This window comes from Bacillus cereus group sp. MYBKT14-1 (genome assembly GCF_051915185.1).
Taxonomy (GTDB): Bacteria; Bacillota; Bacilli; order Bacillales; family Bacillaceae_G; genus Bacillus_A; species Bacillus_A cereus.
Window position 1 is genome coordinate 237,335 of record NZ_JBQAEF010000003.1, and the last position, 24,162, is coordinate 261,496.

The following is a 24,162-nucleotide window of genomic DNA, read 5'->3' on the forward strand; positions in this document are numbered from 1 at the left end:
TTTTATGCCTTATTATTTAAAAAAGGTTAAGGAATTAACCCCTAAAGAAGTAGTAGATAAAGTTAATAAGAAAGTGAAAAATAAAATATTAAAAAAAACAGAAGAGTTAGTAGATAGGCATACTTCTACGTATTCCAGAAACATTAATGGTTATGAAATTGAGAGCCTATTATCCGAGTATGTAATATATAATTTTTCTGATACAGAAATCTTACAAATCCGAGAAATAACATCATTATATCTTAATCATTACTTTGATTTATTAGGGTCTGGTTGGGAGAATATAAAATATAACATGGACTGCAAAGGAATAGAAGAATTTAAATATAAAGCTCCTGTAGTAGATTTAAATAATGATATTACATGTCTCATTAATGAAAAAAATAGGGAATATAGTAAATATTTGAGGAATATGATATCTACTCACTATATTCCAATTGATTGGCGCTTAGATTTTAAGTCAGGTTATTATTGGGATTCACATATACATTATTCGAAAGTTTCCTATGGAAAGGATATAGGAGTAGATGTTAAGGTCCCGTGGGAATTATCACGTATGCAGCATTTAGTTCAATATGTTTGGGCATATTTACTAGCCAAGCAAGGAAAAAGGGGTTTCGAAGAACCTAAAATATATGTGAAAGAATTTCAGGATGAAGTATTAGATTTTATCTCTATGAACCCTCCTAAATTCGGTGTGAATTGGGTTTGTACTATGGACGTTGCAATCCGAGCGGCAAATTGGCTACTGGTTTATGATTTATTTAGGGTACATGGTGTGACTTTTTCTCAAGAATTCCAAAAAGTATTTAGTCTCTCTATATATGATCATGGAAAATTTATTTATAATCATTTAGAACGTGATGGCGAGGTACGCAATAATCATTACTATTCTAATATTGTAGGGCTATTTTTTATTGCAGCATATCTACCGGTAACAGGGGAAACAAAAGAATGGCTGTGTTTCGCATTTCAAGAAAATATTCAAGAGATGCAAGCACAATTCTATAAAGATGGAGCAAATTTTGAGCAGTCAACAGCATATCATCGCTTATCAGGGGAATTAGCACTATATGCGACTTCTTTAGGATATGCATTGTCAGAAACTAAAAAAGATATTTTAAGAAAATATAGTATAGAGAAACATCTTTCAATTTGTAAGAAGAAAGGTTTTAATCATGACACAAAAGATTTTTGGGAAGTACAAGAAGATGTATTGTTTCCTGATTGGTATATAGATAGATTAGAAAAAATTGCAGAATTTACTATGGATATAACTAAGCCTGATAAGGAAATTATCCAATTTGGTGATAATGATAGCGGACGTTTTTTTAAGATACAACCGATATACCAGAAAATGTATGTAAAAAATGCCAAAGAGTTATATTTAAATTTAAAGAATTATAATGCACTTGGTGATCATGAAATCTACTGGGATGAGAAATTCTTAGACCATCGCTATTTAGTAGCTGGAATTAATGCATTTTTTGAAAGAGCTGATTTTTACCAGTATGTAAATGGGGAATCGATAGAATATAAGATAGTAAAAGATTTAATAAAAGGAAGAGTTAAAGGGCAAAATAAACAAAGCCAACATATAAGCTATAAAAATACATCGATAAATCTATTAAATAAAGTAGATGAGAAAAATATACGTTTATTTAAAGAAAAATCACAATTTGTTGAATATGTCTATCCAGCGAATTTGAACCTGATAGATAACCTAAAAATTATTTCTTATCCCGAGTTTGGTATGTATATTTACACTTCAAATAATTTATATTTAGCAATTAAATGTGGACCTCTTGGAAGTAGTGGAAAAGGTAGTCATGATCATAATGATCAACTTAGTATTGAATTGACGATTGATGGGAAAGAAATTATAAAAGATCCTGGAACGTATTTATATACAGCTATTCCTGAAAAAAGAAACTTATTTAGATCTACGGGTGCACATTTTACAATTCAAATGGATAATAAAGAACAAAATGATTATTATCAAGGGTTACCGGGATTATTTATGTTAAAAGAAAATACAGAAAGCAAATGTTTAGAGTTTGATTTAACAAGATTTATAGGATGCCATAGTGGATTTGGAGAAAAAGTATATAGAGTTATAGACATTTTGCATGATAGAGTAGTTATTTCTGATTATGGTTCTAATCAAAAAATTACGGGTTTTAATTATTATTCAAATGGTTATGGGAAAATTACTAGTCTAATAGAAACTTAATTTTGGAGGAAATATGAGGAGAATACATGAGTTAGATTCCTTAAGGGGAATAGCAGCTGTTACGGTTATGTTTAGCCATTATCTTTTAATTTTCCCAGCATTCTTTTCTAGTGAAAGGAATGAAATAGGAGTTAATGTGATGAAATACACCCCTTTGCATATTTTCTGGGCGGGGCATGAAGCTGTTATCTTATTTTTTATACTAAGTGGATTGGTTTTAACAATTCCTTTTATTAATAATGAAAAGATTAATTATGGAAATTATATATTTAAAAGGATTTTCAGAATATATATACCTTATATATTTGCTGTGTTAATAGCTATAATATCTAGAGTTCTTTTTTACACTGGACCAAAAAATGGACTAAGTGACTGGTTTAATAATCTTTGGAGTAATGGTTTTGAGTATAAATTGTTTTTCGAACATGTATTATTTATAGGTAGCTTTAATAATAATGCTTATGATCCAGTACTATGGTCGTTGATACATGAAATGAGAATATCATTGATTTTTCCTTTTATTATTTATATTGTGAAAAGATGCAGTGTACAAAAAAGTCTTTGTATAGCCATGATTTGCTCGATTATGGGTATAAGTCTAACAAAAATATCAAATTCTAGGTTGGATATTGATGTAGATTATTTTATGACGCTACATTATACTGCTATGTTTATCGTGGGCTCACTTTTAGCCATAAACTTAAATAGAATATTACAGAATAAATATGTAAAAAAATCTGGAATCTATTTATTCTTAGGGGGAATATTATTTTACACTTATAGATGGTGGTTTTTCCCAAAAAAAACAATTTTTCATAAAGAAATAATAGGAGATTGGATGATTGTTTTAGGAGTAGTATTAATAATTTGTTGCCTTTTAAGGGATCCTTTCTCAAGTTTTATGAAACATTCTGTGTTTCAATTTTTAGGGAAAATATCATATAGCCTGTATCTTTATCATTCTATAGTAATGTTAACACTGATACATTTACTGTATGAATATCTTAATATTTATATGATACTAATAATTTCTATAATAGGGTCGTTATTAGTCGCATTCTTAGCTCATTATTTTGTTGAAAGAAATTCAATAAAACTAGGGAAAAATCTTAGTTTAATAGAGTATAAATTAAAATATTTTAAAGGTAGTTAGGGTGAATAGGTTGCAAGATTATACTATTATTACAAAAAGCTTGATTATAAAAACATTTATATTTTTAGCGGCTTTTTTAGCTTTTCTAACACTCGAGCCTTTTTTTGTATGGGGAAATAAATTAAAAGAGGTAGTGGGCTGTGTTTATATTACATATTTCTTTTTAATTGCTGCTAAATACAATGTTATTTCAAGGAAAGATATAAAGGTAGCGTTTTTTACAATTTTTTTAATTTTACTATATAGTTTTAGATACGACGAAGTATATAAAATTCTATATAGTTTTTTATTTTTATGTGCTGTACTTGTTCCATTTGTACTATTAATAAATGAAATAAAATTAAAGATATATGATTGGTTTATTAAAATAATAGCTATCTCATATATTCCTGCAATAATTGTTGCATTCTTATTACTATTGGGCATTGATTTAAGTTGGGATAATTTAATTAGTTATTCTGCAAGTAAATCAAATTATCGACAATATTTATGGAGTGCAAACTATGCAGTATACTATGGGTTTTCTGAGCAGTACTTTTTCTCGTATGGAGGAAGTATTGATAGAATATGTGCTATGTTCAATGAACCGGGTGTAGTTGGAACAGTGAGTGCTTTAATTTTAATTTCTAAAAAATTAAAATTAGGTAGGTTATACGAAAAAATAATATTAATAGCAGGAATTTTATCTTTATCTATGGCTTTTTATACTTTAATTGGATTGTACCTGTTAATAAAAAATAAAAAGCACTTAATTTTATTTTTTATTGCTTATATCCTTCTATTTTCTTTTACCCCAAAAGATTCTTATTTATACAATAGAATACTTTATAGATTTGAGATAAATTCAGAAGGTTTGGCTGGAAATAATCGAACTAACGAAGGGTTTGAGTATGTATACAAAGACTTTAAAGCAGGAAATATAAAAGAGCAGTTCTTGGGGATAGGAGAGAAAGAGTATTTTAACAAGGCGTTAAATTATAAGTCAGAAGCACTTTCCTGGAAAACGTTCATGGTTATTAATGGATATTTACTATTTATACTTCATGTGCTATTTTTCCTATATTTATGCCTTAAGGAAAAAAAGAAGGCAAGTATTATTTTTGCAGTTTTTTATTTCATGGCTATATATCAAAGGCCTTTCGACTTTTCACTAGGATATTGGTTAATATTCTTTGCTGGTATTCTATACAGTTTAAATAAAGAAGAAAATACAGTTGATAATAAAAGTTTATCGAGGGGAAATATAAATGAAGAAAAAAGCATTATTTGCAACTAGTAATTATTGGAATTCACCGTTCCAAGTAGGTACTCATCATATTGCGAAAGAATTAGTGGGAAAAGGGTGGGAAATTGCTTATATTTCAGCACCAATATCACCTATTCATCGAATGTTCTCACCTACTAAGGAATTCTATGACCGATATGAGATTTACAAAAAAGGTGGGGAAACTTTTGAGGACGGAAAGATCTGGTCGTACGTACCTGGGGCTTTATTAACACCAAATAATAAACCTATTTTAAGAAGTGAAATTATATATAATCATTGGAATAAACTCGGATACCCTAATATAAAAAAGTTAATAGAACTTAAAAATTTTAGGGAAGTGGACTTACTTTATTTTGATAATGGTCTCCAAAATTACTTGTTAGATTTTATAAATTATAAAAAATCAGTTTTTAGGATGGCAGATAAAAACTCTGGTTTTTCTAATAGTACAAAAGCGCTAGAGAAAGCAGAAACAAAGTTATCTCAAAGTGTAGATCGAGTTTTATATACTGCACATACGTTAGAGGATCATGTAAATGGTTTAAAACCTAAAGATACATTATATTTCCCAAACGGTGTTAACCTAGCGCACTTTTTAGAAAAAAAAGAGCAACCTGTTGAATATAAATCTATCGATAAACCAATTGTTGTTTATGTAGGTGCTATAGAAGAATGGTTTGATTTTAACTTATTTAATGAGATGGCTAAAAAAATGCCAGACTTTGCTTTTGTAGTAATAGGTCCTGATAAATTAGCTAAGCAGCACATTAATGAAATTGAGAATGTTCATATTTTAGGTAGAAGGAGTTATGATCAACTCCCAGCATATCTTCAATATGCTAACGTGGGGATTATACCTTTTAATGTTAAAGAGCACTCTCATTTGTTAGATTATGTAAATCCATTGAAGTTGTATGAATATATGGTTTCAGGTATTCCAGTAGTTAGTAGTAAATGGAAAGAGCTGGAGTTAATAAATAGTCCAGCGCAATTAGCTGAAAACCTAGATCAATTTATAGAAGCAATTAAAGAAGCGGTGAGAGATACGGATAAAGAAAAATATATTAACTTTGCAAAACAACATAGTTGGACTAGTAGGGTAGATAATTTGCTAGCAGAAGTATTAGAATAGGGGATTAATTGTGAAAAAAAAAGTGCTATTAATAACGGTTAGAGCAGATTATGGTGGAGGGCCTGAACATGTATATCGGTTGATAAAGAATATGGATTCCAATATAGAGTATTATGTTGCTTGTCCAGAAGAAGAACCATATTGGGATAGATATACACAGCTATTAGGTGAAGGAGAGTTAATAAAAATTCCTCATAGAAAATTCAAATTGAAATACTATTTGGAAATGCTAAGTTTTGTAAAGAAAAATAATATTGATATTATTCATTCACATGGAAAGGGAGCAGGTATTTACAGTCGATTATTAAAAGTTTTTGCTCCAAAAAATGTAAATATTGTACATACTTTTCATGGTATACACTTAGATTATAAGAATTTTATAAATAAGATTTATATTTTTATAGAGAGATTTTTATCTTATTTCACAGATTCTTTCATTTGTGTGTCAGATGGAGAACGGGATAAAGTAAATAATGTGAAATTAGTTCAAAATAATAAACTCAATGTTATTGTAAATGGTGTGGAAATTCCAAGGGATCATGTAGTTAATAATAATCAAACTTTTAACATCGTTTCAGTAACGAGGTTTGATAATCAAAAAAACTCAAAAAAATCTATAGAGATAATGGAAACTCTCATTAAAAGGCATGGGTATGAAGATTCTACCTTAACTTTTATAGGTCAAGGACCTCAAATGAAAGAATTACAAGATTATGTAAAAATGAGGAAACTGGAGAGGAATATTATATTTTTCGGTCCTACGCAAAATGTAATAAAGGAAATGCAGAAGTATAACATGTATTTATCATCTGCAAAGTGGGAAGGTATGCCTTTAGCGGTATTAGAGGCAATGTCAGTGGGGTTACCTGCAGTATTGTCTAATGTAGTTGGAAACCGAGATATTGTGGAACATGGTAAAGATGGTTATTTATACGAATTAGATGATACGGATAAAATAGTTGACTTAATGGTTCAATTAAAAGATGAAAAATGGATTGATATGTCGACTAAAGCGAGAGAAAAGATTGTTAGTAAATATAGTGTGCAGCAAATGGTAAAAGGTACAAAACAAATATATTCTAAGATTAGTGGTGTTTCTAAATGAAAATAGCAATTGTACATGATTGGTTTGTGACATATGCGGGTGCTGAAAAAGTTGTAGAGCAAATGTTAGATGTTTTTCCAGAAGCGGATTTATTTAGCGTTGTGGATCATCTAGGGGAGAATAGAGGATTTATAAAAAATAAAGAAGTAAAAACTACCTTTATTCAAAAATTACCTTTCTCAAAGAAAAAATATAGAAATTATTTACCATTAATGCCTTTAGCAATTGAACAATTGGATTTATCTCAATATGATGTAATCCTTTCTAGCTCACATGCTGTAGCAAAAGGAGTCTTAACTGGTCCAGATCAGATACATATTTCATATGTACATTCTCCTATTCGTTATGCTTGGGATTTGCAACATCAATATTTAAGAGAGTCTAAATTAGACAAAGGAATTAAAGGATTAATAACAAAATCCATTTTACATAAGGTTAGAAATTGGGATTACCGTACTGCAAATGGCGTTGATTATTTCATTGGTAATTCAAATTTTATTGGGCGTAGAATATGGAAGGTATATAGAAGGGAATCAGAGGTAATATATCCGCCTGTTGATATTTCTGCATTTACATTACATGAACAAAAAGAAGATTTTTATTTAACGGCATCACGTATGGTTCCATATAAAAAAATTGATTTAATTGTAGAAGCCTTTGCAAATATGCCAGATAAAAAGTTGGTTGTTATTGGAGACGGACCAGATTTTGAAAAAGTGAAAGCTAAGGCTAAAGGTAATATTCAAATTTTAGGTTATCAATCATTTGAGGTACTTAAGGATCATATGCAACGTGCAAAAGGCTTTGTATTTGCTGCAGAAGAAGATTTTGGGATTACACCAGTGGAAGCACAGGCTTGTGGTACACCTGTTATTACATATGGTAAGGGTGGTGCTACAGAAACTGTTTTAGATTTAAATCATGAGAAACCGACTGGTCTATTCTTTAAAGAGCAAACTGTTGGAAGTATTGTTGAGAAGATTAATGAATTTGAAAAAAGTTATGATAAGTTTACTCCAACTAATTGTAGGGAGAATGCTATAAGATTTTCTCCGGAGAGATTTAGAGAAGAGATTAGAAGTATTGTAGAGGAAAAATATAATGAAAAATTTCTAGGGTGAGGAGATAATATCTTCACCTTTTTTATTTTTGGTAAGGGAGTGGAAAAATGAAATTAATATTATTATCTGGTGGTTCAGGAAAACGTCTATGGCCATTATCAAATGATTCGCGTTCCAAGCAATTTTTAAAAGTACTTAAAAATGAGAATGATGAAATGCAATCTATGGTTCAAAGGGTATGGGGCCAATTAACAAGCTTAGGTATTGAAAATGATGCAGTTATTGCTACAAGTAAATCTCAAGTAGATATGATTAATAGTCAACTAGGAAATGATGTACCTATTATCATCGAGCCAGAACGTCGTGATACATTCCCGGCAATCGCTCTTGCTGCTTCATATCTATATTCTAAAGAGCACGTTGATTTGGATGAGGTTGTAGGGGTATTACCTGTAGATCCATACGTAGAAAATAGTTTCTTTGAAAGGTTATTGGATTTAGAAAAGGCACTAAACTCTTCAAATGCAGATCTAGGTTTAATGGGGGTTACCCCTACATATCCATCTGAAAAATATGGTTATATTGTTCCTGATATAGAGGAGAGCACACAGGAACTCATTCAGGTAAGTCATTTTAAAGAAAAGCCAGCCGCTACCGAGGCGGAAGAGTTACTAAAACAAAATGCGCTTTGGAACAGCGGTGTATTTGCATTTAAATTAGATAAAATTATCTCCCTATTAGATCAAAAAGGACTTCCTGTTCAATATGATGTTTTAGTTCAACGATATGCAAGTTTACCAAAGATAAGTTTTGACTATGAGGTAGTAGAGAAAACAGAAAATATTATTGCACTTCCTTATAACGGTTCATGGAAAGATCTTGGAACTTGGAATACCCTTACAGAAGAAATGGGGATGAACATCCTTGGTAAGGGGAATATGGGGATTGAATGTGAGCAAAACCATATTATTAATGAGCTAGATATCCCAGTTTCTGTACTAGGTCTTTCTAATATAATTGTAGCTGCTAGTCCAGATGGTATTTTAGTTTCAGAAAAAGATGCAAGTCCTCGAGTGAAAGAATTAGTGGGGGATTGGGATCAAAGGCCAATGTATGAAGAGCGTCGCTGGGGTTGGTACCGTGTACTAGATCATACTAAATATGATGATGGAAACGAAGTATTAACAAAGCGCATTGGTATTACAGCCAGTAAAAATTTAAGCTATCAATATCATCATAATAGAAGTGAAGTTTGGACAATTGTAAAAGGTGAAGGTATTTTTGTATTAGATAATGAAATACGAGTTGTTCGGCCTGGGGATGTGTTAGAAATTCAGCCGAGACAGAGGCATGCAATTAAGGCTGTTACAGATTTAGAGTTTATTGAAGTACAATCAGGTAGCGAATTAGTTGAGGAAGATATTGTTCGGATTTATATGCAATGGAAAGAAATAGAGGAAGTTTGTTATTTGAAAGGTTAAAAATTAGTAGTGAGAGTAGCTAGAGGTGGAGTTATTTTGTATAAAGAACCGTTATTTTTTCAACCCGTGTTGCAGGAAAGGATTTGGGGGGGAGAATCTTTAAAAGAATTTAATTATGATTTACCTTCCCAAACGGTCGGTGAGTGTTGGGGGATTTCTGCTCATTTAAATGGTCCAAGTATTGTAATGGGTGGTAAATATAAAGGCTTAACATTAAAGCAACTGTGGGATGAACATAGAACATTATTTGGAGACCATCAAGCTGAACGATTTCCGTTACTAACTAAAATTTTAGATGCAAAGAAGGATTTGTCTGTACAAGTACATCCAAATGATGAATTTGCAAATATTCATGAAAATGGTGAGTTAGGAAAAACGGAATGCTGGTATATTATTGATTGTGAAGAAAATGCTGAAATTGTTTATGGTCATACTGCTAAAAATAATGATGAATTTAAATATATGGTTGAAAACAGTGACTGGGGTCGTTTATTATGCCGTAGATTAATTAAGCCAGGGGATTTTTTCTACGTACCAAGTGGAACTATCCATGCGTTATGTGAAGGAACATTAGTATTAGAGACACAACAAAGTTCAGATACGACATATCGTGTGTATGATTATGATCGTATTGATAGTGATGGGAATAAGCGAGAACTACATGTTGAAAAATCAGTTGCTGTATCAACAATTCCCCATGAGGATTATAAGGTTTATCCTGAAATTGAAAAAAAGAATGGTGCCATTATTACTAAGTATGTAAGGGAAAAGTACTTTTCAGTTTATAAATGGGAGATTCAAATAGAAGCATCTTTTCAGCAAAATCAACCATTTCAATTAGCCAGTGTAATTGAAGGTGAAGCGACATTAAGAACCGTAAGTGGTGAATTTAGTATAAAAAAAGGAGATCACTTTATTCTTCCTGCTGGAATTGAAAGTTTTGTTATAAAAGGAAATGTGACTTTAATTATCTCTCATCCATAGGATAGGTCAAATTAATTTTGGAATTTAACTTTAATATTTAGTATTATTGCTATAATATAATGAAGAGGTCTTAGTATTTTATTTGTAATTATAAGCAAAGAGGGTATAGAAATGAAAAAGAAAATTTTATTTTGGATTCTCGGTATAATAGGAGTGCTGATTATTGGTGGTGGAGCGTATGCTTACCATGTTTATTCTAATGTATCTAACACGTTAGATGCTGTGCATAAACCGTTAGATCGTGAAAAGTCAGATAAACGATCGGAAAAAGTAGATGTAGCAGATAAAAAACCAATCTCAATTTTGTTAATGGGAAGTGATCAACGAAAAGATGAGGTAGGACGATCAGATTCTCTAATGTTGTTTACTTTAAATCCAAAGACAAAGTCTATGAAAATTACAAGTATACCACGTGATTCTTATACAGAAATTGTTGGGAAAGGTAAAAAAGATAAGATTAACCATGCTTATGCATTTGGTGGTATTGATATGGCTGTGAAAACAGTTGAGAATTTTCTTAATGTACCAGTTGACCATTATATTGAAGTGAATATGGCTGGTTTTAAAGATATTGTGGATGCTGTTGGTGGAGTAGATATTAATAATGATATGGACTTTACAATTGATGGCGTTCATTATGCAAAAGGTGAATTACATTTAAAGGGAGATAAAGCATTACTATATTCTAGAATGAGATATCAAGATCCACGCGGTGACTTTGGTCGTCAGATGCGTCAACGTCAAGTTATTCAAGCTGTAATTAAAAAAGGTGCAAATGTATCTTCTCTAGCAAACTATGGTGACGTGTTAAAAGCAATTGAGAAAAACGTTAAAACAAGTTTAACGCAAGAGCAAATGTTTGATATTCAAAAGAACTATAAAGACTGTATGCAGAACAGTGAAGAAATCCAAATCCCAGGTGACGGCCATAAAGCCGCTGATGGTATTTGGTACTATTATGTTCCAGATGCAGCGAAACAAGATTTAACGAATAAGTTAAGAGCGCACCTTGAATTGACTAAGTAATTATGTAATAACCCAACTCCTTTGGAAGGAGTTGGGTTTATTTTTGCATAGATTTATATTAGTATTATATATTGTGAGATTAATAGATGAGGTGAATCGATGAATAAGAAAGCAGTACTTGTTCTTGTTGTTTTTGTATTGTTTGTTGCTTCGATTGTGAGCGGTAAATTGTACTGGAATAAGAAAGTTGCAAATGCAACGGGACAGAAGAGTGAAGTGACGAAAACAAAGGCTGAAGTGAAAGATAGCGGAGCGAAGAAAGAAGAGAAAAAACAAGATGCGAAGCCATCTTTTAATGAAGCATACGCGAAGAATTTACCAGATGAAGTGAAAGAGAAGTTGAAGAAAGCTTCTGAGGATAAAAAAGCTGTAAATCTTGTTATTGTTGGTGATGAAGCTTCTTCATCTGAAAAAGGTGCTTGGGCAGCCAAGTTAACGGCTAATTTAGAAACTGCTTACGGTAAAGGTTTATGGAATGTAAAGGTAAAGGAATATAAGGGCGAAAGCACAGAAGAATTAATTACGAATAAACGTGATAAAGAGATTGCGAAAGAGAATCCAGATGTGATTTTATTTGAACCGCCATTTATTACTGATAATGGTAAAACTGGTAATGGAAACTCTGTAGTAAATACACAGAAGTTCGTTCAAGCACTTTCTACTAGTGCAAAGGGTGCTACGATTATGATTCAACCATCAAATCCAGTGTATGGTGCGAAGAATTATCCGAAAGCGATTGAAGCATTAAAACAATTTGCTACGCAAAATAATTATACATATGTTGATCATTGGGGGGCATGGCCGGATGCAACAACAAAGGCTATCCTACCATATTTAAAAGAAGAATTTGGTTTCCCAACTGCTAAGGGTCATGAAATTTGGGCGCAATATGTAACGGATTATTTTGTGGCTAAGTAATGAAGAAGATATAAAAGGTATACGAGCGCTCGTATACCTTTTATATTAGTGGATTAATTAAGAAATGCTAGTATATATGTAGGAGGAAAACAATGAATTCAATCTTAATCTGCGGCGGAGCAGGCTATATCGGCTCTCACGCTGTAAAAAAATTAGTAGACGAAGGTTTATCGGTAGTAGTGGTAGATAACTTACAAACTGGTCATGAGGATGCAATTACGGAAGGTGCGAAGTTTTATAATGGCGACCTTCGTGATAAAGCATTTTTAAGAGATGTTTTTAAACAAGAAAATATTGAGGCGATTATGCATTTCGCAGCGGATTCTTTAGTTGGAGTCAGTATGGAGAAGCCTCTTCAATATTATAATAATAATGTGTATGGTGCACTTTGCTTATTAGAGGTAATGGATGAGTTTAAGGTAGATAAGTTTATTTTCTCTTCTACTGCGGCAACGTATGGTGAGGTAGATGTGGATCTTATTACTGAGGAAACGATGACAAATCCAACGAATACGTATGGAGAAACGAAGTTAGCAATCGAAAAGATGCTTCATTGGTATAGCCAAGCTTCTAATTTACGTTATAAGATTTTCAGATACTTTAACGTGGCTGGTGCAACTCCAAATGGTATTATTGGGGAAGATCATCGCCCAGAGACACATTTAATTCCTCTTGTATTACAAGTGGCGTTAGGTCAACGTGAGAAGATTATGATGTTTGGTGACGATTATAATACACCAGATGGTACTTGTATCCGTGATTATATTCATGTTGAAGATTTAGTGGCAGCCCACTTCTTAGGGCTTAAAGACCTAAAGAACGGCGGAGAAAGTGATTTCTATAACTTAGGGAATGGTAATGGTTTCAGTGTAAAAGAAATCGTTGATGCAGTTCGTGAAGTTACAAATCATGAAATTCCTGCAGAGGTAGCACCGCGCCGTGCGGGAGATCCAGCACGTTTAGTTGCTTCTTCTCAGAAAGCGAAAGAGAAGTTAGGATGGGATCCTCAGTATGTAAATGTGAAGACAATCATTGAGCATGCTTGGAATTGGCATCAGAAGAAACCTAATGGTTATGAAAAGTAATAATTTTTTAAACCTCAAAAAGTAGTTTCAACTACTTTTTGAGGTTTTTTGTTTATGTAAAAATGAACAAATTTCAAACAATAAAATCCCGTAATTCACCAACACACCAATGTGTTATGATAAATGCACTATGTTAGTAACATATGGGGTACAAAGGATAGAAGAAACAGGTGAAGCAGATGAATAAAAGACAACAGGAAATTTTACAAGTTTTATTATCTGAGTCTAATGAGTATTTGTTAGTGCAGGAGCTTGCTGATAGGATAGGTTGTTCGGAGAAGACGATTCGTAATGATTTTAAGGTGATTGAGGAATATTTAGAGAAGTATTCAGATGCACTTCTTATTCGGAAACCAGGTTTAGGTGTCTGTTTAGAAATTAAGGATTATGATAGAGCGAGTTTGTTTAATAAATTGTATGCTGTAAAACAGAATGTAAGCTATGCATCAGACGAGGAGAGAGTGTTGCAAATAGCGTATAGTTTGTTGATGAATGTTAAGCCAGTTACGGTGCAGGAGCTTGCCGAGCATTATTTTGTTAATAGAGCTGCAGTTAAGAAAGATTTAGATAGAATTGAAGAGTGGCTCGAGGAACTGGGATTAGAGTTAATTTTAAAGCAGAGGGTAGGCTTAACGGTAGAAGGCGATGAGAGAAATAAGAGAAAAGCATTAGCTAAACTATCAGATTTAATTCATAATCAGGAGTTAATGAATCAATTTATTAAAAAGCAGTTTTTGTATCATGAAATTGAATTTGTAATGACTGAATTGAAAGCGTTACAAAAAAGATACGCTATATTTTTTACAGATGATACGTTAGAAAATCTTTTATTACATACGTTAATTATGGTGCGGAGGATGAAGCTAAAGCAACCAATTTCAATGTCTACAGATGATTTGAACATTGTGCGAGAGACGAAAGAGTATGGGTGGACATTAGATTTTTTAACAAGGTTAGAGTTTGTATTTACTGTTCATTTTACTGAAGAAGAGATAGCGTATTTAGCCATTCATATTTTAGGTGGAAAAATCCGCTATCAAGATGAATGGGAAAGAAATAAGTTAAATATGAGTAGTCCTGTGCTTTCACAAGTTGTATCGCATTTAATAGATCGTATGTCTAAGTTGAATGAAATCGATTTCGATAAGGATACATTTTTAGTAGAGGGACTACAGATGCACTTGTATACGACATTAAATCGTTTGCAATATAATCTTTCTGTCTCGAATCCGATGCTTCATGAAATTAAGCGCATGTATCCGTATATGTTTGATATGTTAATTCATGAGCTGGATGATATGAATCAATCATTAAGTTTACAAATCCCTGAGGAAGAGGCAGCCTATCTTACTTTGCATTTTCAGGCGGCAATGGAGCGCTTGAACGATAAAAAGGTATCAAAAAATGTAATTATTGTTTGTCATATGGGGATAGGGATGTCGCAATTATTACGGACAAAAATTGAAAGGAAATTCCGGCATGTCCATGTGATGGATTGTATCGCAAAGTCCGATTTGGAAGAATACTTAATGAAAAATAAAAAGGTAGAGCTTATTATTTCTACGATAGATCTTCCACAGTTAAAGATTCCTCATTGTGTTGTATCTCCTTTATTAGAGCGGAGTGAAGAAAGTAAGTTAGAGAATTTTATGAAGAAATTAGATGAACTACCATCTAACGAAAATAAGGACTTTGTTTTATTGAATTATACAACTCCTTTTTTAGTTTTTTTACAACAGGAAGTAGAGCATCGTTACGAATTAATTGAAAGATTAGCGAGATCTCTTTATGAAAAGGGATATGTAGAGAAAGAGTATGTTGAAAGTGCGATTGCTAGAGATAGAATGTCAGCAACGACAATTGGTGCAGGAGTCGCCATTCCGCACGGAAGTCCTAAGTTAATTAAACAATCCGCAATTGCAGTGGCTACGCTGAAGGAGCCGCTAGACTGGGGAATAGAGAAAGTATCGCTTGTATTTATGTTAGCAGTTAAGAGTGATGGGAAGGAAGTTACGAAACAGTTATTTCATGAGTTGTCTTTTATAAGTGAACAACCTGTTTTTGTTCAGAAGCTTATAAAGGAAAAGAATATAATGAAGTTTTTATCTTATTTAAGATATGAATAGGTAAGGCGAGAAGCCTTACTTTTTTGTTTGCTCCGGTAAAATAATGTTTTTTCCGGAGGTTACGGTAAAAAAGAAAACTTTTATGAATCGAATATTGATATATAGTATTTGTAGGCGCTTACATAAGGGTGAGGAGGATTAAAATGAAAGTATTAGCGATTACATCGTGTCCAAATGGGATTGCCCATACGTATATGGCTGCAGAAAACTTGCAAAAAGCAGCGGATAAATTAGGGATTCAAATGAAAGTTGAAACACAAGGTGGTATAGGTGTTGAAAATGAACTTACTGAGCAAGAGATTCGTGAAGCTGATGGCATCATTATAGCTGCGGATCGAGTAGTAAATAAAGATAGATTCATAGGTAAAAAGTTATTAGTTGTAGGAGTTAAAGAGGGTATTCGTAAACCAGAGGAACTCATTCGAAAAGTAATAGATGGCAATGTTCCTGTGTATCATTCGGATGTGCAAAAAACAGGAAATGATTCGCAAGGAAAAAAACAAAACCCTATATACCGTCATTTAATGAATGGTGTATCATTCATGGTTCCTTTCATTGTTGTTGGGGGATTATTAATCGCAATTGCATTGACACTTGGCGGCGAAAAAACTCCTGGCGGTTTAGTAATACCAGAAGGATCTTTTTGGAAAACAATTGAGCAAATAGGTGGAGCTTCATTTGCATTCATGGTGCCAATTTTAGCTGGTTATATTGCGTATAGTATAGCTGATAAACCTGGACTAGTTCCTGGTATGATTGGCGGATATATCGCAGCAACGGGAAGTTTTTATGGTAGTGAGAGTGGGGCTGGCTTCCTAGGTGGAATTATCGCAGGTTTCTTAGCTGGTTATGTAGCTCTGGGAATCAAAAAGTTAAAAGTGCCAAAAGCAATTCAACCAATTATGCCAATTATTATTATTCCGGTATTTACATCACTTATTGTAGGTTTAGCGTTTGTGTTTATTATTGGTGCTCCTGTAGCGCAAGTATTTGAATCGTTAACAGCTTGGTTATCTGGTATGCAAGGTTCAAGTTCGATTCTTTTAGCCTTAATTTTAGGTGCAATGATTTCATTTGATATGGGTGGTCCAGTAAATAAGGTGGCATTCTTATTTGGTTCCGCAATGATTGGAGAAGGAAATTATGAAATTATGGGACCGATTGCAGCAGCAATTTGTATTCCGCCAATTGGGATGGGACTTGCTACATTTATAGGAAAGAGAAAGTTCCAAGAGTCGGAAAAGGAAATGGGGAAAGCCTCATTTACGATGGGCTTATTCGGTATTACAGAAGGAGCTATTCCTTTTGCAGCGCAGGATCCATTACGTGTTATTCCAAGTATTATGGCTGGTTCGATGACAGGTGCTGTTATTGCAATGATTGGTAACGTAGGGGATAGAGTAGCGCATGGTGGACCAATTGTTGCGGTACTAGGAGCTGTAGATAACGTGTTGATGTTCTTTATTGCTATTATTGCAGGTTCTCTTGTTACAGCGGTTATTGTGAATGTATTAAAGAAAGATATTTCAAAAGCTGAAGAAACACAGGAATTAAAAGAAATGAAAGAAGTGTCAGCAACAAAGGAAGGAGCAGAATTTCAAGAGCAAGTAATAGAAAAGCAAGCTGAAAAGGTTGAAATTCAGAAATTAGCAGATATAACGAGTCCGGAGCTAATTGATATTAATTTAGCAGGAGAGACACGTGACGATATTATCGATGAAATGATTGAGAAATTAAATGCTGTAGGTGTTTTACATTCTGATTCGGAGTTTAAGCAAGCTATTATGAGTCGAGAAGCAGAGAGTAGTACAGGAATTGGAATGAATATTGCAATCCCTCATGGAAAGTCGGATGCAGTAAAAAAACCAAGTGTTGTATTTGGAATTAAACAATCGGGGGTAGATTGGAAAAGTTTAGACGGAACGGATGCAAAATTAGTATTTATGATTGCAGTTCCGAAAGAGAGTGAAGGAAATGAGCACTTGAAGATTCTTCAAATGCTTTCACGAAAGCTTATGGATGATAGTTATAGAGAGCGGTTAATATCTGTCCAAACGAAAGAGGAAGCATATAAATTATTAGACGACATCGTATAACATGGAGGATTTTAATCATGACAGAACCATTATTTTTTGCACCCATTTTTAAAGAAAGACTTTGGGGTGGTACGAAATTAACTTCTTTCGGATATGAAATACCATCAGAACAAACGGGAGAATGTTGGGCTTTTGCTGCGCATCAAAATGGACAAAGTGTAGTTAAAAATGGAAAGTATAAAGGCTTGTCTTTAGGACAATTGTGGAATAATCATCGAGAATTATTTGGGGATATTGAGGGGGATTGCTTCCCCCTTCTTACAAAAATTTTAGATGCAAATCGTGACTTATCTGTTCAAGTGCATCCAAATGATGAGTATGCACGTATAAATGAAAATGGTGAGCTAGGAAAGACTGAATGCTGGTATATCATTGATTGTAAAGAAGGTGCTGAGATTATTTATGGGCATCACGCAAAGACAAAAGATGAACTAGTAAATATGGTCGAACAAGAAGAATGGGACAAGCTATTACAACGTGTGAGAGTAAAGCCAGGTGATTTCTTCTTTGTTCCAAGCGGAACGGTTCATGCAATTGGTGAAGGTATTTTAATATTAGAAACACAACAAAACTCTGATACTACTTATCGATTATATGATTATAATAGAAGAGATTCAGAGGGGAATTTACGTGAACTTCATCTTGATAAAAGTATGGAAGTAATAGAAACACCATTTGTTTCAAGTCAACAAGCTGTTCAATATGAAGAAATAGAAGATTTATGTGTAACCAAGTTTATTGAGTGCTCTTATTTTTCCGTGAATAAATGGAATTTAGATGGAGTGGTTAATTTAACGCAAAAAAGTCCATTTCTTCTCTTAAGTGTAATAGATGGAGAAGGAGAGTTAATACATGGTAATGAAACGTATCGATTTGAAGAAGGCGATCATTTCATATTACCAAGTAACTTTGGGGAATATAAGATTATAGGGCGTGCTGAAGTTATTGTTGCGAGTGTGTAAGAGAAAATATAACAGGAGAGGGTATCGTCGACAAAATATGTTCGACAATACCCTCTCTTTTTTTATAGGATTTTTGCTATACTAAACTGTACTATAATACATGATGGAAGGAGGAGAATGATGAAAATACTTGTGGTGGATGATGAATCGAGTATTCGTAATTTGATTCGGATGCAGTTGGAGATGGAAGGTTATGAAGTATTGGCAGCGGCTGATGGGAGAGAAGCTTTAGAGAGATGGAATGAAGGGCCGGATGTATTGATTTTGGATGTTATGCTTCCGGATACGGATGGGTATGAGTTGCTTCGTTTGTTCCGTGAGAGGGATAGGGATATTCCGGTGCTTATGTTAACGGCAAAGAGTCAGATGAATGATAAGTTGCTGGGCTTGCAGCTTGGTGCTGATGATTATGTGACGAAGCCGTTTAATTATGCGGAGCTTATTCTTCGGGTTAAGAATATGGCGCGGCGTGTAAAGAAGACGGAGGCGGCTGTAAGTCATGAAGTAATTGAGGCTGGAGAGATCGTGATTTGTCCTAAGGAAAGAAAGGTACATGTGAGTGGACAGGAGATTCAGTTAACGTACCGAGAGTTTAATTTATGTCAGTTATTTGTTTCAAATCCGCAGCGTGTGTTTATGAGGGATGAGTTGCTTGAGAAAGTATGGGGATTTGAGTATATCGGAAATACGAGAGCAGTTGATATTATGGTGCAGAGACTTCGCAAGAAGCTTGGGACGAGCGGAGAATATATTAAGACAATTTATGGCGTTGGCTATAAACTGGATTGTTAAGTGGTGATGGTATGTCTTTAAAGCGAAATATGGTGTTCGGAATAGTTGGGCTGTTAATTCCGATTTTTGTTCTTTTATATGCAGTTGTTTATATTACGTTAGAAAAGAATATGTATCATAACGCAGCAGATTCTTTAGAAAAGTTAAGTGTAGAAGCGCAAATTTATACGATGAATTATTTAGAGAAGGAAGCAGAAGTGGATACGCTTGGTCCGAATTCACTTTTAATTGCGTCGTATTTAGCGAAGCGTATGGATGTCCGTGTGCAGATGATCGGGAAGAATGGCGATGTTGTTGCAGATACACAAAAAGGAGCATTGCTTCACCGTAACATCGACATTGAGAGTTCCTTGAAGGGGAAGAAGTCTTATGTTTTCGAGGAGGCGGATCCCGCTCCCATTCTTTTGTTTTCAAGCCCGGTTTATTATGGAAACGATGTCATTGGAAGTATTCGTTTTATAAATGAGTTAACGGGTGAGAAGGAAGTTTTAACAAATGTGAGCTGGACTTTCTTAATGACGTCTCTTTGCCTAGTAGCTACCGGTATTTTCTTTGCAATTCGTTTGGCGAAGTCTCTTCATAAACCAATTGATCAGTTGAGACAAATGGCACAGAGGCTCGCGAATGGTGATTATAAGAGTAAGATTGAGTTAAATGAGTACGTGGAAATCGCTCAGCTTTCAGCATCTTTTAATGCGATGGCTGATGGAATTGAGCTGCATATTAAGCAATTGCAGGAGGAGAAAGAGAAGCAGAAAGATTTCCTAGACCGCATTACGCATGAGCTAAAAACACCGCTAACGGCAATTATCGGTTATGTTGATTTAATTCCGAAGTTACAATCGAAAGAAGATGTACAGGAAAGTCTTCGTTATGTGGCGGTGGAAAGTGAGCGTTTATTATCACTTGTAGAGGAACTGCTTAAGTCTTCGAAATATGGGACGAGTACGTTTGAGGTGTCTCCTACAGTTGTGAATATAAAGGAATTGGCAGAAGAAGCCGTTTCAATTGTGAAACCTCGTCTAAATCAGTTTGAAATTGAAGTGATAAATGAGTTAACGGATGTACATGTTGTTGCGGATTTTGATAAGACGAAGCAAATTTTCTTAAATGTGCTTGATAATGCAATTAAGTATAGTGATGCTTCGCACATTCGTATGAATGTAATTGTAAATGAGCATGAAGCGAAGGTTTTTGTTCATGATAATGGGATCGGTATAGATGAAATGGTGCTTGCAGAGTGGAATGAGTCTCCGAAAGGAAAGGCACTTCCTTCTAGTTATGGGAATGGTTATGGTTTGTATATTTGTCAGGAGATTATGAATAAGCAGGGCGGAAGCATGCGGATTGAGAGTAGTGAAGAAGTAGGTACTACAATATTCATTACATTTTTGCTTCCGAGAAGGATGGAAGACATAAAAAACTTGAAAGCGGTTAAATGATACATTTATGAAACAATTATGCGGTATTTTCGAAACAACGTTTTTTTATCTTGGAGGTAGGCAGAAATGAAAAGGCTATCATTTCAAATTCTTATGTTTGTCATTTGTATGATTGTTTCTCTTGTTTTGTTTTATGTTATGGAGAAGCAAATCTATAATCGAATCAACATTGTAAATGATAAACAAGCCGTTTTACAAAGGGTGAATGAATCTCTTCCAATTGAAGTGAAAGTAAGACATGAAAAGTGGGGAGAAATTGTTGTAACGGATGAAGTTCGTTTGCATACGATTGTTTCATTCTTTGACCGAATTCGAATAGAGCCTGAGGGCGTTAAGAGCCAAGAACAAGTATTTACTGGAGAAGTAACGTACTTGAATGGACATAAGCGTACTTTTGCAGTAGGTGACTTGTTCCAGTATGGGGAAAATGTATACGGAAAGAATGGCATGGATCCGATGATTTCAGCACTTCAAACGTATTTATTAAGCCTGTATTACACGCCAGAGCGTATTAGTGATTTCTTTGCTTCAGCAAAGGATGTCGTAGTACGTCAAGGTGATGTGGTACGTACTATCAATCTTACGCACATACTTGATTCTATTCGATACGCAAAGCAAATTACAGATTACGGAGAAATTCAGAAGTTATTACAATCGCAGAATGAAGCGATTGCTTATATTACAGCTTATAAAACAGGTAAGCGTGTAAAGAATGATCGTGAAGATATTCTTACGATTTCTGTGTATCCATCGTACTTTGTTGTGCAATATCTCGGTGATAATAACGGAAATGTCATGTATATGAAAAGCTCTCTAGCAGAGTTATTCGTAAAGGAGAATGCGTCATGAGAAAGATAGCCTTTTTCTTCTTTTTGCTAGTAATTGGAGGAGCGATGTCTAGTTGCTCTCGAGATACAACCTCTATTAAATATAGTAAAAATGGTCTCCCTATTTTGGATGATCGTCATATTGTTGCGTATGTAGCGGCTCGTGAGGAAGTTGGTGAAGCGTTACTTTCATCATTTTGTAAGCCGCGCGGATGTACGTATGAATTTATTCGTCTTTCAACAGAAGAACTTCTTCGTAGAGTGGAAGAAGAAGCCGGAAATCCGAAGGCGGATATTATTATTGGCGGTACAGTAGATGCGCATCAAATGATGAAGCAAAAAAATCTTTCTATTCCTGTGATAAGCCAACATGCAAATCGTATTTCAAAAACTGTTAAAGATAAAGATGGTTATTGGTACGGTTATGAAGTGGAGAAGCTGGCAATTGCGATTAATAAAGAGCGGTGGAACGAGGAAATAGCGCCGCTCGGTCTCTCGTATCCGTTAAGATGGAAAGATTTATTGAATCCAGTATATAAAGGAAAGATTGTCATGCCCGATCCAAATGTTTCAGGTACAGCATATACGTTTTTTCAATCACTTATTGATATGTTAGGTGAAGAGGAAGCGAAGGGATATGTGAAGAATCTGGCGGAACAAGTTGGAGAAGTAACAGTGAATGGTTACATCCCAGCAGAACTTGTTGCGAGCGGTGAATATATGATAGGCATCAACTTTATGGGAGATCAGAGAATGCTTCAAAAACAAGGCTTTCCGATTTTAAGTAACGAACCTGAGCAAACAGGGTTATCTGTTAATGCGATTTCGAAACTAAAACGTGCACCGAGTGGTATTATTGCGGATTTATTTATTGATTATTGTTTATCAGAAGAAGCGGGTCATATTTTAGAAAAGGTGTCGTTTGGCGTACCAACGATGTTTGCGAAGAATGAGAAAGAAATAGAAGGACAGCCGGTTAGAAGGACGAACCAAAATATATCAAATAGCGGAATAATCGAGATATGGAATAGACAGCGTCTCTCTCTGAAGTGAGAAAAGGAGACGAAAATATATGTTTAAATGGCTTAAGCCAGCACCTGCAATTGAGAGATTGCCAGCGGATATGATCGATCGTGTATATCGATTACTACGTATTCGTGTGTTAATCGGGATTTCAGTTGGATATGCTGCTTATTATTTAGTTCGTAGTAACTTTACGTTATCAAGTACGTATTTAGTACAAGAATATGGTTTTAGTACAGCTGAAATTGGTCTACTAGGCTCAGTAATGGCAATTGTTTATGGATTTAGTAAGTTCTTTATGGGTAATTTATCAGATAAAGCTTTCGCCCAGCGCTTTATCGCAGTCGGTTTATTCTTATCAGGGCTTGTAAATATTTGTTTCGGTTTTGCATCATCATTTGGGATGATTGTTACATTACTTGTTGTTAACGGTATTGTACAAGGTATGGGAGCACCACCTTGTAGTATTGTTATGACGAAATGGTTCTCGAAGAAAGAACGTGGTACGAAAACAGGCCTTTGGAATATTTCACATAACGTTGGTGGAATGCTTGTACCACCACTTGTCGGAATTGGTGTAGGTATTTTCGGTGAAAATCATTGGCAAGGCGGCGTGTTTATTTTCCCTGCGATTATCGCAATGGTAATTGCAGTACTTGTTTGGATCAATGCGAAGGATACACCAGAATCTGAAGGTCTTCCTCCAATTGATGAGTATCGTAATGACTATGAAAATCTTGAAAAAGCAGATAATGCTAACAAGATGTCACCAAAAGAAATTTTAATGAAGTATGTAGTGAAAAATAAATTTGTATGGTTCTTATGTATTGCGAATGCTTTTGTTTATTTAATTCGTTTCGGTGTTATTAACTGGGTTCCACTTTATTTAACGACAGTTAAAGGATTTTCAAAAGCAGAAGCGCATGCGGCATATGCAATCTTTGAAGGTATGGCAATTCCAAGTTCATTAATCGTTGGCTTTTTAAGTGATAAATTATTTAAAGGAAAACGTATGCCATTATGTATTATTAGTATGGTTGGAGTTGTTATTGGTACGTTTATATATTGGCAAGCAACTAGTGTACTTGTTGTAAGTATTGCAGTTTCTATTATCGGTTGTTTAATTTATGTACCACAGTTCTTAATCGGTTTAAGTGCGATGGAATTAGTACCGAAATTTGCAGTAGGTACGACAGTTGGTATGTGTGGTCTATTCGGTTATGTAGGCGGAAGTCTTGTAGCTAACGCAGCAATTGGTGTTATTGTTGATAGTTCTGGCTGGGATGGTTGTTTCATCTTACTATTAACAGGTGCGGTTTTATCAACAATCTTCTTATTTATTGTTCAACGTGGACATGAGAGAAAAGATCCTAAAGTAGCGTAATATTTTGTTTGAAAAAGCTATCCAATTTTTATATTGGATAGCTTTTATATTTTTATTTAGGAAAA

Annotated in this window: 19 protein-coding genes; all 19 read left to right on the plus strand. The window is 34.1% G+C overall.

All coding sequences use genetic code 11. The features are described 5' to 3' along the window. Positions 1–4: 4 nt before the first annotated feature. A complete protein-coding gene (locus tag ACTFO4_RS11155) occupies positions 5–2,233 on the plus strand; it encodes an alginate lyase family protein (protein ID WP_326234507.1) in 2,229 nt (742 codons plus the stop codon). 13 nt (positions 2,234–2,246) lie between these two features. Next, a complete protein-coding gene (locus ACTFO4_RS11160) occupies positions 2,247–3,386 on the plus strand; it encodes an acyltransferase family protein (RefSeq protein WP_047792175.1) in 1,140 nt (379 codons plus the stop codon). A gap of 1 nt (position 3,387) precedes the next feature. Then, complete coding sequence (locus tag ACTFO4_RS11165) at positions 3,388–4,662, plus strand: polymerase (protein WP_440013667.1); 1,275 nt, start codon at positions 3,388–3,390, stop codon at positions 4,660–4,662. After that, positions 4,634–5,785, plus strand: coding sequence for a GumK N-terminal domain-containing glycosyltransferase (locus ACTFO4_RS11170; protein ID WP_047792173.1), 1,152 nt, complete (start codon positions 4,634–4,636; stop codon positions 5,783–5,785). The genes ACTFO4_RS11165 and ACTFO4_RS11170 overlap by 29 nt, the downstream gene beginning before the upstream one ends. A 10-nt stretch (positions 5,786–5,795) precedes the next feature. Further along, positions 5,796–6,890, plus strand: coding sequence for a glycosyltransferase (locus ACTFO4_RS11175; RefSeq protein ID WP_000731029.1), 1,095 nt, complete (start codon positions 5,796–5,798; stop codon positions 6,888–6,890). Then, positions 6,887–8,011 carry a glycosyltransferase family 4 protein gene (locus ACTFO4_RS11180; protein WP_000684573.1) on the plus strand — a complete coding sequence of 375 codons (1,125 nt, stop codon included), beginning with the start codon at positions 6,887–6,889 and terminating at the stop codon, positions 8,009–8,011. The genes ACTFO4_RS11175 and ACTFO4_RS11180 overlap by 4 nt, the downstream gene beginning before the upstream one ends. Before the next feature lie 47 nt (positions 8,012–8,058). After that, positions 8,059–9,432, plus strand: a complete 1,374-nt coding sequence (locus tag ACTFO4_RS11185) for a sugar phosphate nucleotidyltransferase (protein WP_000767078.1) — start codon at positions 8,059–8,061, stop codon at positions 9,430–9,432. Positions 9,433–9,468: 36 nt separating this feature from the next. Then, positions 9,469–10,416, plus strand: coding sequence for a mannose-6-phosphate isomerase, class I (manA, locus tag ACTFO4_RS11190; RefSeq protein ID WP_000276318.1), 948 nt, complete (start codon positions 9,469–9,471; stop codon positions 10,414–10,416). Between the two features lie 111 nt (positions 10,417–10,527). Then, a complete protein-coding gene (tagU, locus tag ACTFO4_RS11195) occupies positions 10,528–11,442 on the plus strand; it encodes a polyisoprenyl-teichoic acid--peptidoglycan teichoic acid transferase TagU (RefSeq protein WP_000727049.1) in 915 nt (304 codons plus the stop codon). A 99-nt stretch (positions 11,443–11,541) separates the two neighbouring features. Continuing rightward, positions 11,542–12,360: an SGNH/GDSL hydrolase family protein gene (locus tag ACTFO4_RS11200; RefSeq protein ID WP_001034211.1), complete on the plus strand. Its 819-nt coding sequence runs from the start codon at positions 11,542–11,544 to the stop codon at positions 12,358–12,360. 92 nt (positions 12,361–12,452) lie between these two features. Beyond that, the gene (gene galE / locus ACTFO4_RS11205) at positions 12,453–13,445 is read left to right on the plus strand and encodes a UDP-glucose 4-epimerase GalE (RefSeq protein ID WP_047792172.1); all 993 of its coding nucleotides are present in this window, start codon (positions 12,453–12,455) and stop codon (positions 13,443–13,445) included. A 179-nt stretch (positions 13,446–13,624) separates the two neighbouring features. Next, a complete protein-coding gene (locus tag ACTFO4_RS11210; RefSeq protein WP_047792171.1) occupies positions 13,625–15,571 on the plus strand; it encodes a BglG family transcription antiterminator in 1,947 nt (648 codons plus the stop codon). A gap of 143 nt (positions 15,572–15,714) precedes the next feature. After that, positions 15,715–17,667 (plus strand): fructose-specific PTS transporter subunit EIIC, encoded by a 1,953-nt coding sequence (locus tag ACTFO4_RS11215; protein WP_440013670.1) that lies wholly within the window; start codon positions 15,715–15,717, stop codon positions 17,665–17,667. A gap of 17 nt (positions 17,668–17,684) precedes the next feature. Beyond that, positions 17,685–18,629: a mannose-6-phosphate isomerase, class I gene (gene manA / locus ACTFO4_RS11220; RefSeq protein ID WP_098214000.1), complete on the plus strand. Its 945-nt coding sequence runs from the start codon at positions 17,685–17,687 to the stop codon at positions 18,627–18,629. 120 nt (positions 18,630–18,749) lie between these two features. Further along, on the plus strand, positions 18,750–19,421 hold the full coding sequence (locus tag ACTFO4_RS11225; RefSeq protein ID WP_000699553.1) for a response regulator transcription factor: 672 nt from the start codon (positions 18,750–18,752) through the stop codon (positions 19,419–19,421). A gap of 11 nt (positions 19,422–19,432) precedes the next feature. Then, positions 19,433–20,863 (plus strand): HAMP domain-containing sensor histidine kinase, encoded by a 1,431-nt coding sequence (locus tag ACTFO4_RS11230; RefSeq protein WP_326234972.1) that lies wholly within the window; start codon positions 19,433–19,435, stop codon positions 20,861–20,863. Between the two features lie 66 nt (positions 20,864–20,929). Then, entirely contained in the window at positions 20,930–21,712 is a 783-nt protein-coding gene (locus tag ACTFO4_RS11235) for a DUF3919 family protein (RefSeq protein WP_098583143.1), read from the plus strand. Beyond that, positions 21,709–22,743, plus strand: a complete 1,035-nt coding sequence (locus ACTFO4_RS11240; protein ID WP_048655547.1) for an ABC transporter substrate-binding protein — start codon at positions 21,709–21,711, stop codon at positions 22,741–22,743. Before ACTFO4_RS11235 ends, ACTFO4_RS11240 begins: the two co-directional genes overlap by 4 nt. 19 nt (positions 22,744–22,762) lie before the next feature. Then, positions 22,763–24,097, plus strand: a complete 1,335-nt coding sequence (locus tag ACTFO4_RS11245; protein ID WP_000477602.1) for an MFS transporter — start codon at positions 22,763–22,765, stop codon at positions 24,095–24,097. Positions 24,098–24,162: the final 65 nt, after the last annotated feature.

Coding starts and splice junctions, on each gene's coding strand:
- ACTFO4_RS11155 (WP_326234507.1), top strand. CDS start 5: ATGCCTTATTATTTAAAAAAGGTTAAGGAATTAACCCCTAAAGAAGTA.
- ACTFO4_RS11215 (WP_440013670.1), top strand. CDS start 15,715: ATGAAAGTATTAGCGATTACATCGTGTCCAAATGGGATTGCCCATACG.
- ACTFO4_RS11200 (WP_001034211.1), top strand. CDS start 11,542: ATGAATAAGAAAGCAGTACTTGTTCTTGTTGTTTTTGTATTGTTTGTT.
- manA (WP_098214000.1), top strand. CDS start 17,685: ATGACAGAACCATTATTTTTTGCACCCATTTTTAAAGAAAGACTTTGG.
- ACTFO4_RS11180 (WP_000684573.1), top strand. CDS start 6,887: ATGAAAATAGCAATTGTACATGATTGGTTTGTGACATATGCGGGTGCT.
- ACTFO4_RS11225 (WP_000699553.1), top strand. CDS start 18,750: ATGAAAATACTTGTGGTGGATGATGAATCGAGTATTCGTAATTTGATT.
- tagU (WP_000727049.1), top strand. CDS start 10,528: ATGAAAAAGAAAATTTTATTTTGGATTCTCGGTATAATAGGAGTGCTG.
- galE (WP_047792172.1), top strand. CDS start 12,453: ATGAATTCAATCTTAATCTGCGGCGGAGCAGGCTATATCGGCTCTCAC.
- ACTFO4_RS11170 (WP_047792173.1), top strand. CDS start 4,634: ATGAAGAAAAAAGCATTATTTGCAACTAGTAATTATTGGAATTCACCG.
- ACTFO4_RS11240 (WP_048655547.1), top strand. CDS start 21,709: ATGAGAAAGATAGCCTTTTTCTTCTTTTTGCTAGTAATTGGAGGAGCG.
- ACTFO4_RS11230 (WP_326234972.1), top strand. CDS start 19,433: ATGTCTTTAAAGCGAAATATGGTGTTCGGAATAGTTGGGCTGTTAATT.
- ACTFO4_RS11185 (WP_000767078.1), top strand. CDS start 8,059: ATGAAATTAATATTATTATCTGGTGGTTCAGGAAAACGTCTATGGCCA.
- ACTFO4_RS11160 (WP_047792175.1), top strand. CDS start 2,247: ATGAGGAGAATACATGAGTTAGATTCCTTAAGGGGAATAGCAGCTGTT.
- ACTFO4_RS11210 (WP_047792171.1), top strand. CDS start 13,625: ATGAATAAAAGACAACAGGAAATTTTACAAGTTTTATTATCTGAGTCT.
- ACTFO4_RS11245 (WP_000477602.1), top strand. CDS start 22,763: ATGTTTAAATGGCTTAAGCCAGCACCTGCAATTGAGAGATTGCCAGCG.
- ACTFO4_RS11235 (WP_098583143.1), top strand. CDS start 20,930: ATGAAAAGGCTATCATTTCAAATTCTTATGTTTGTCATTTGTATGATT.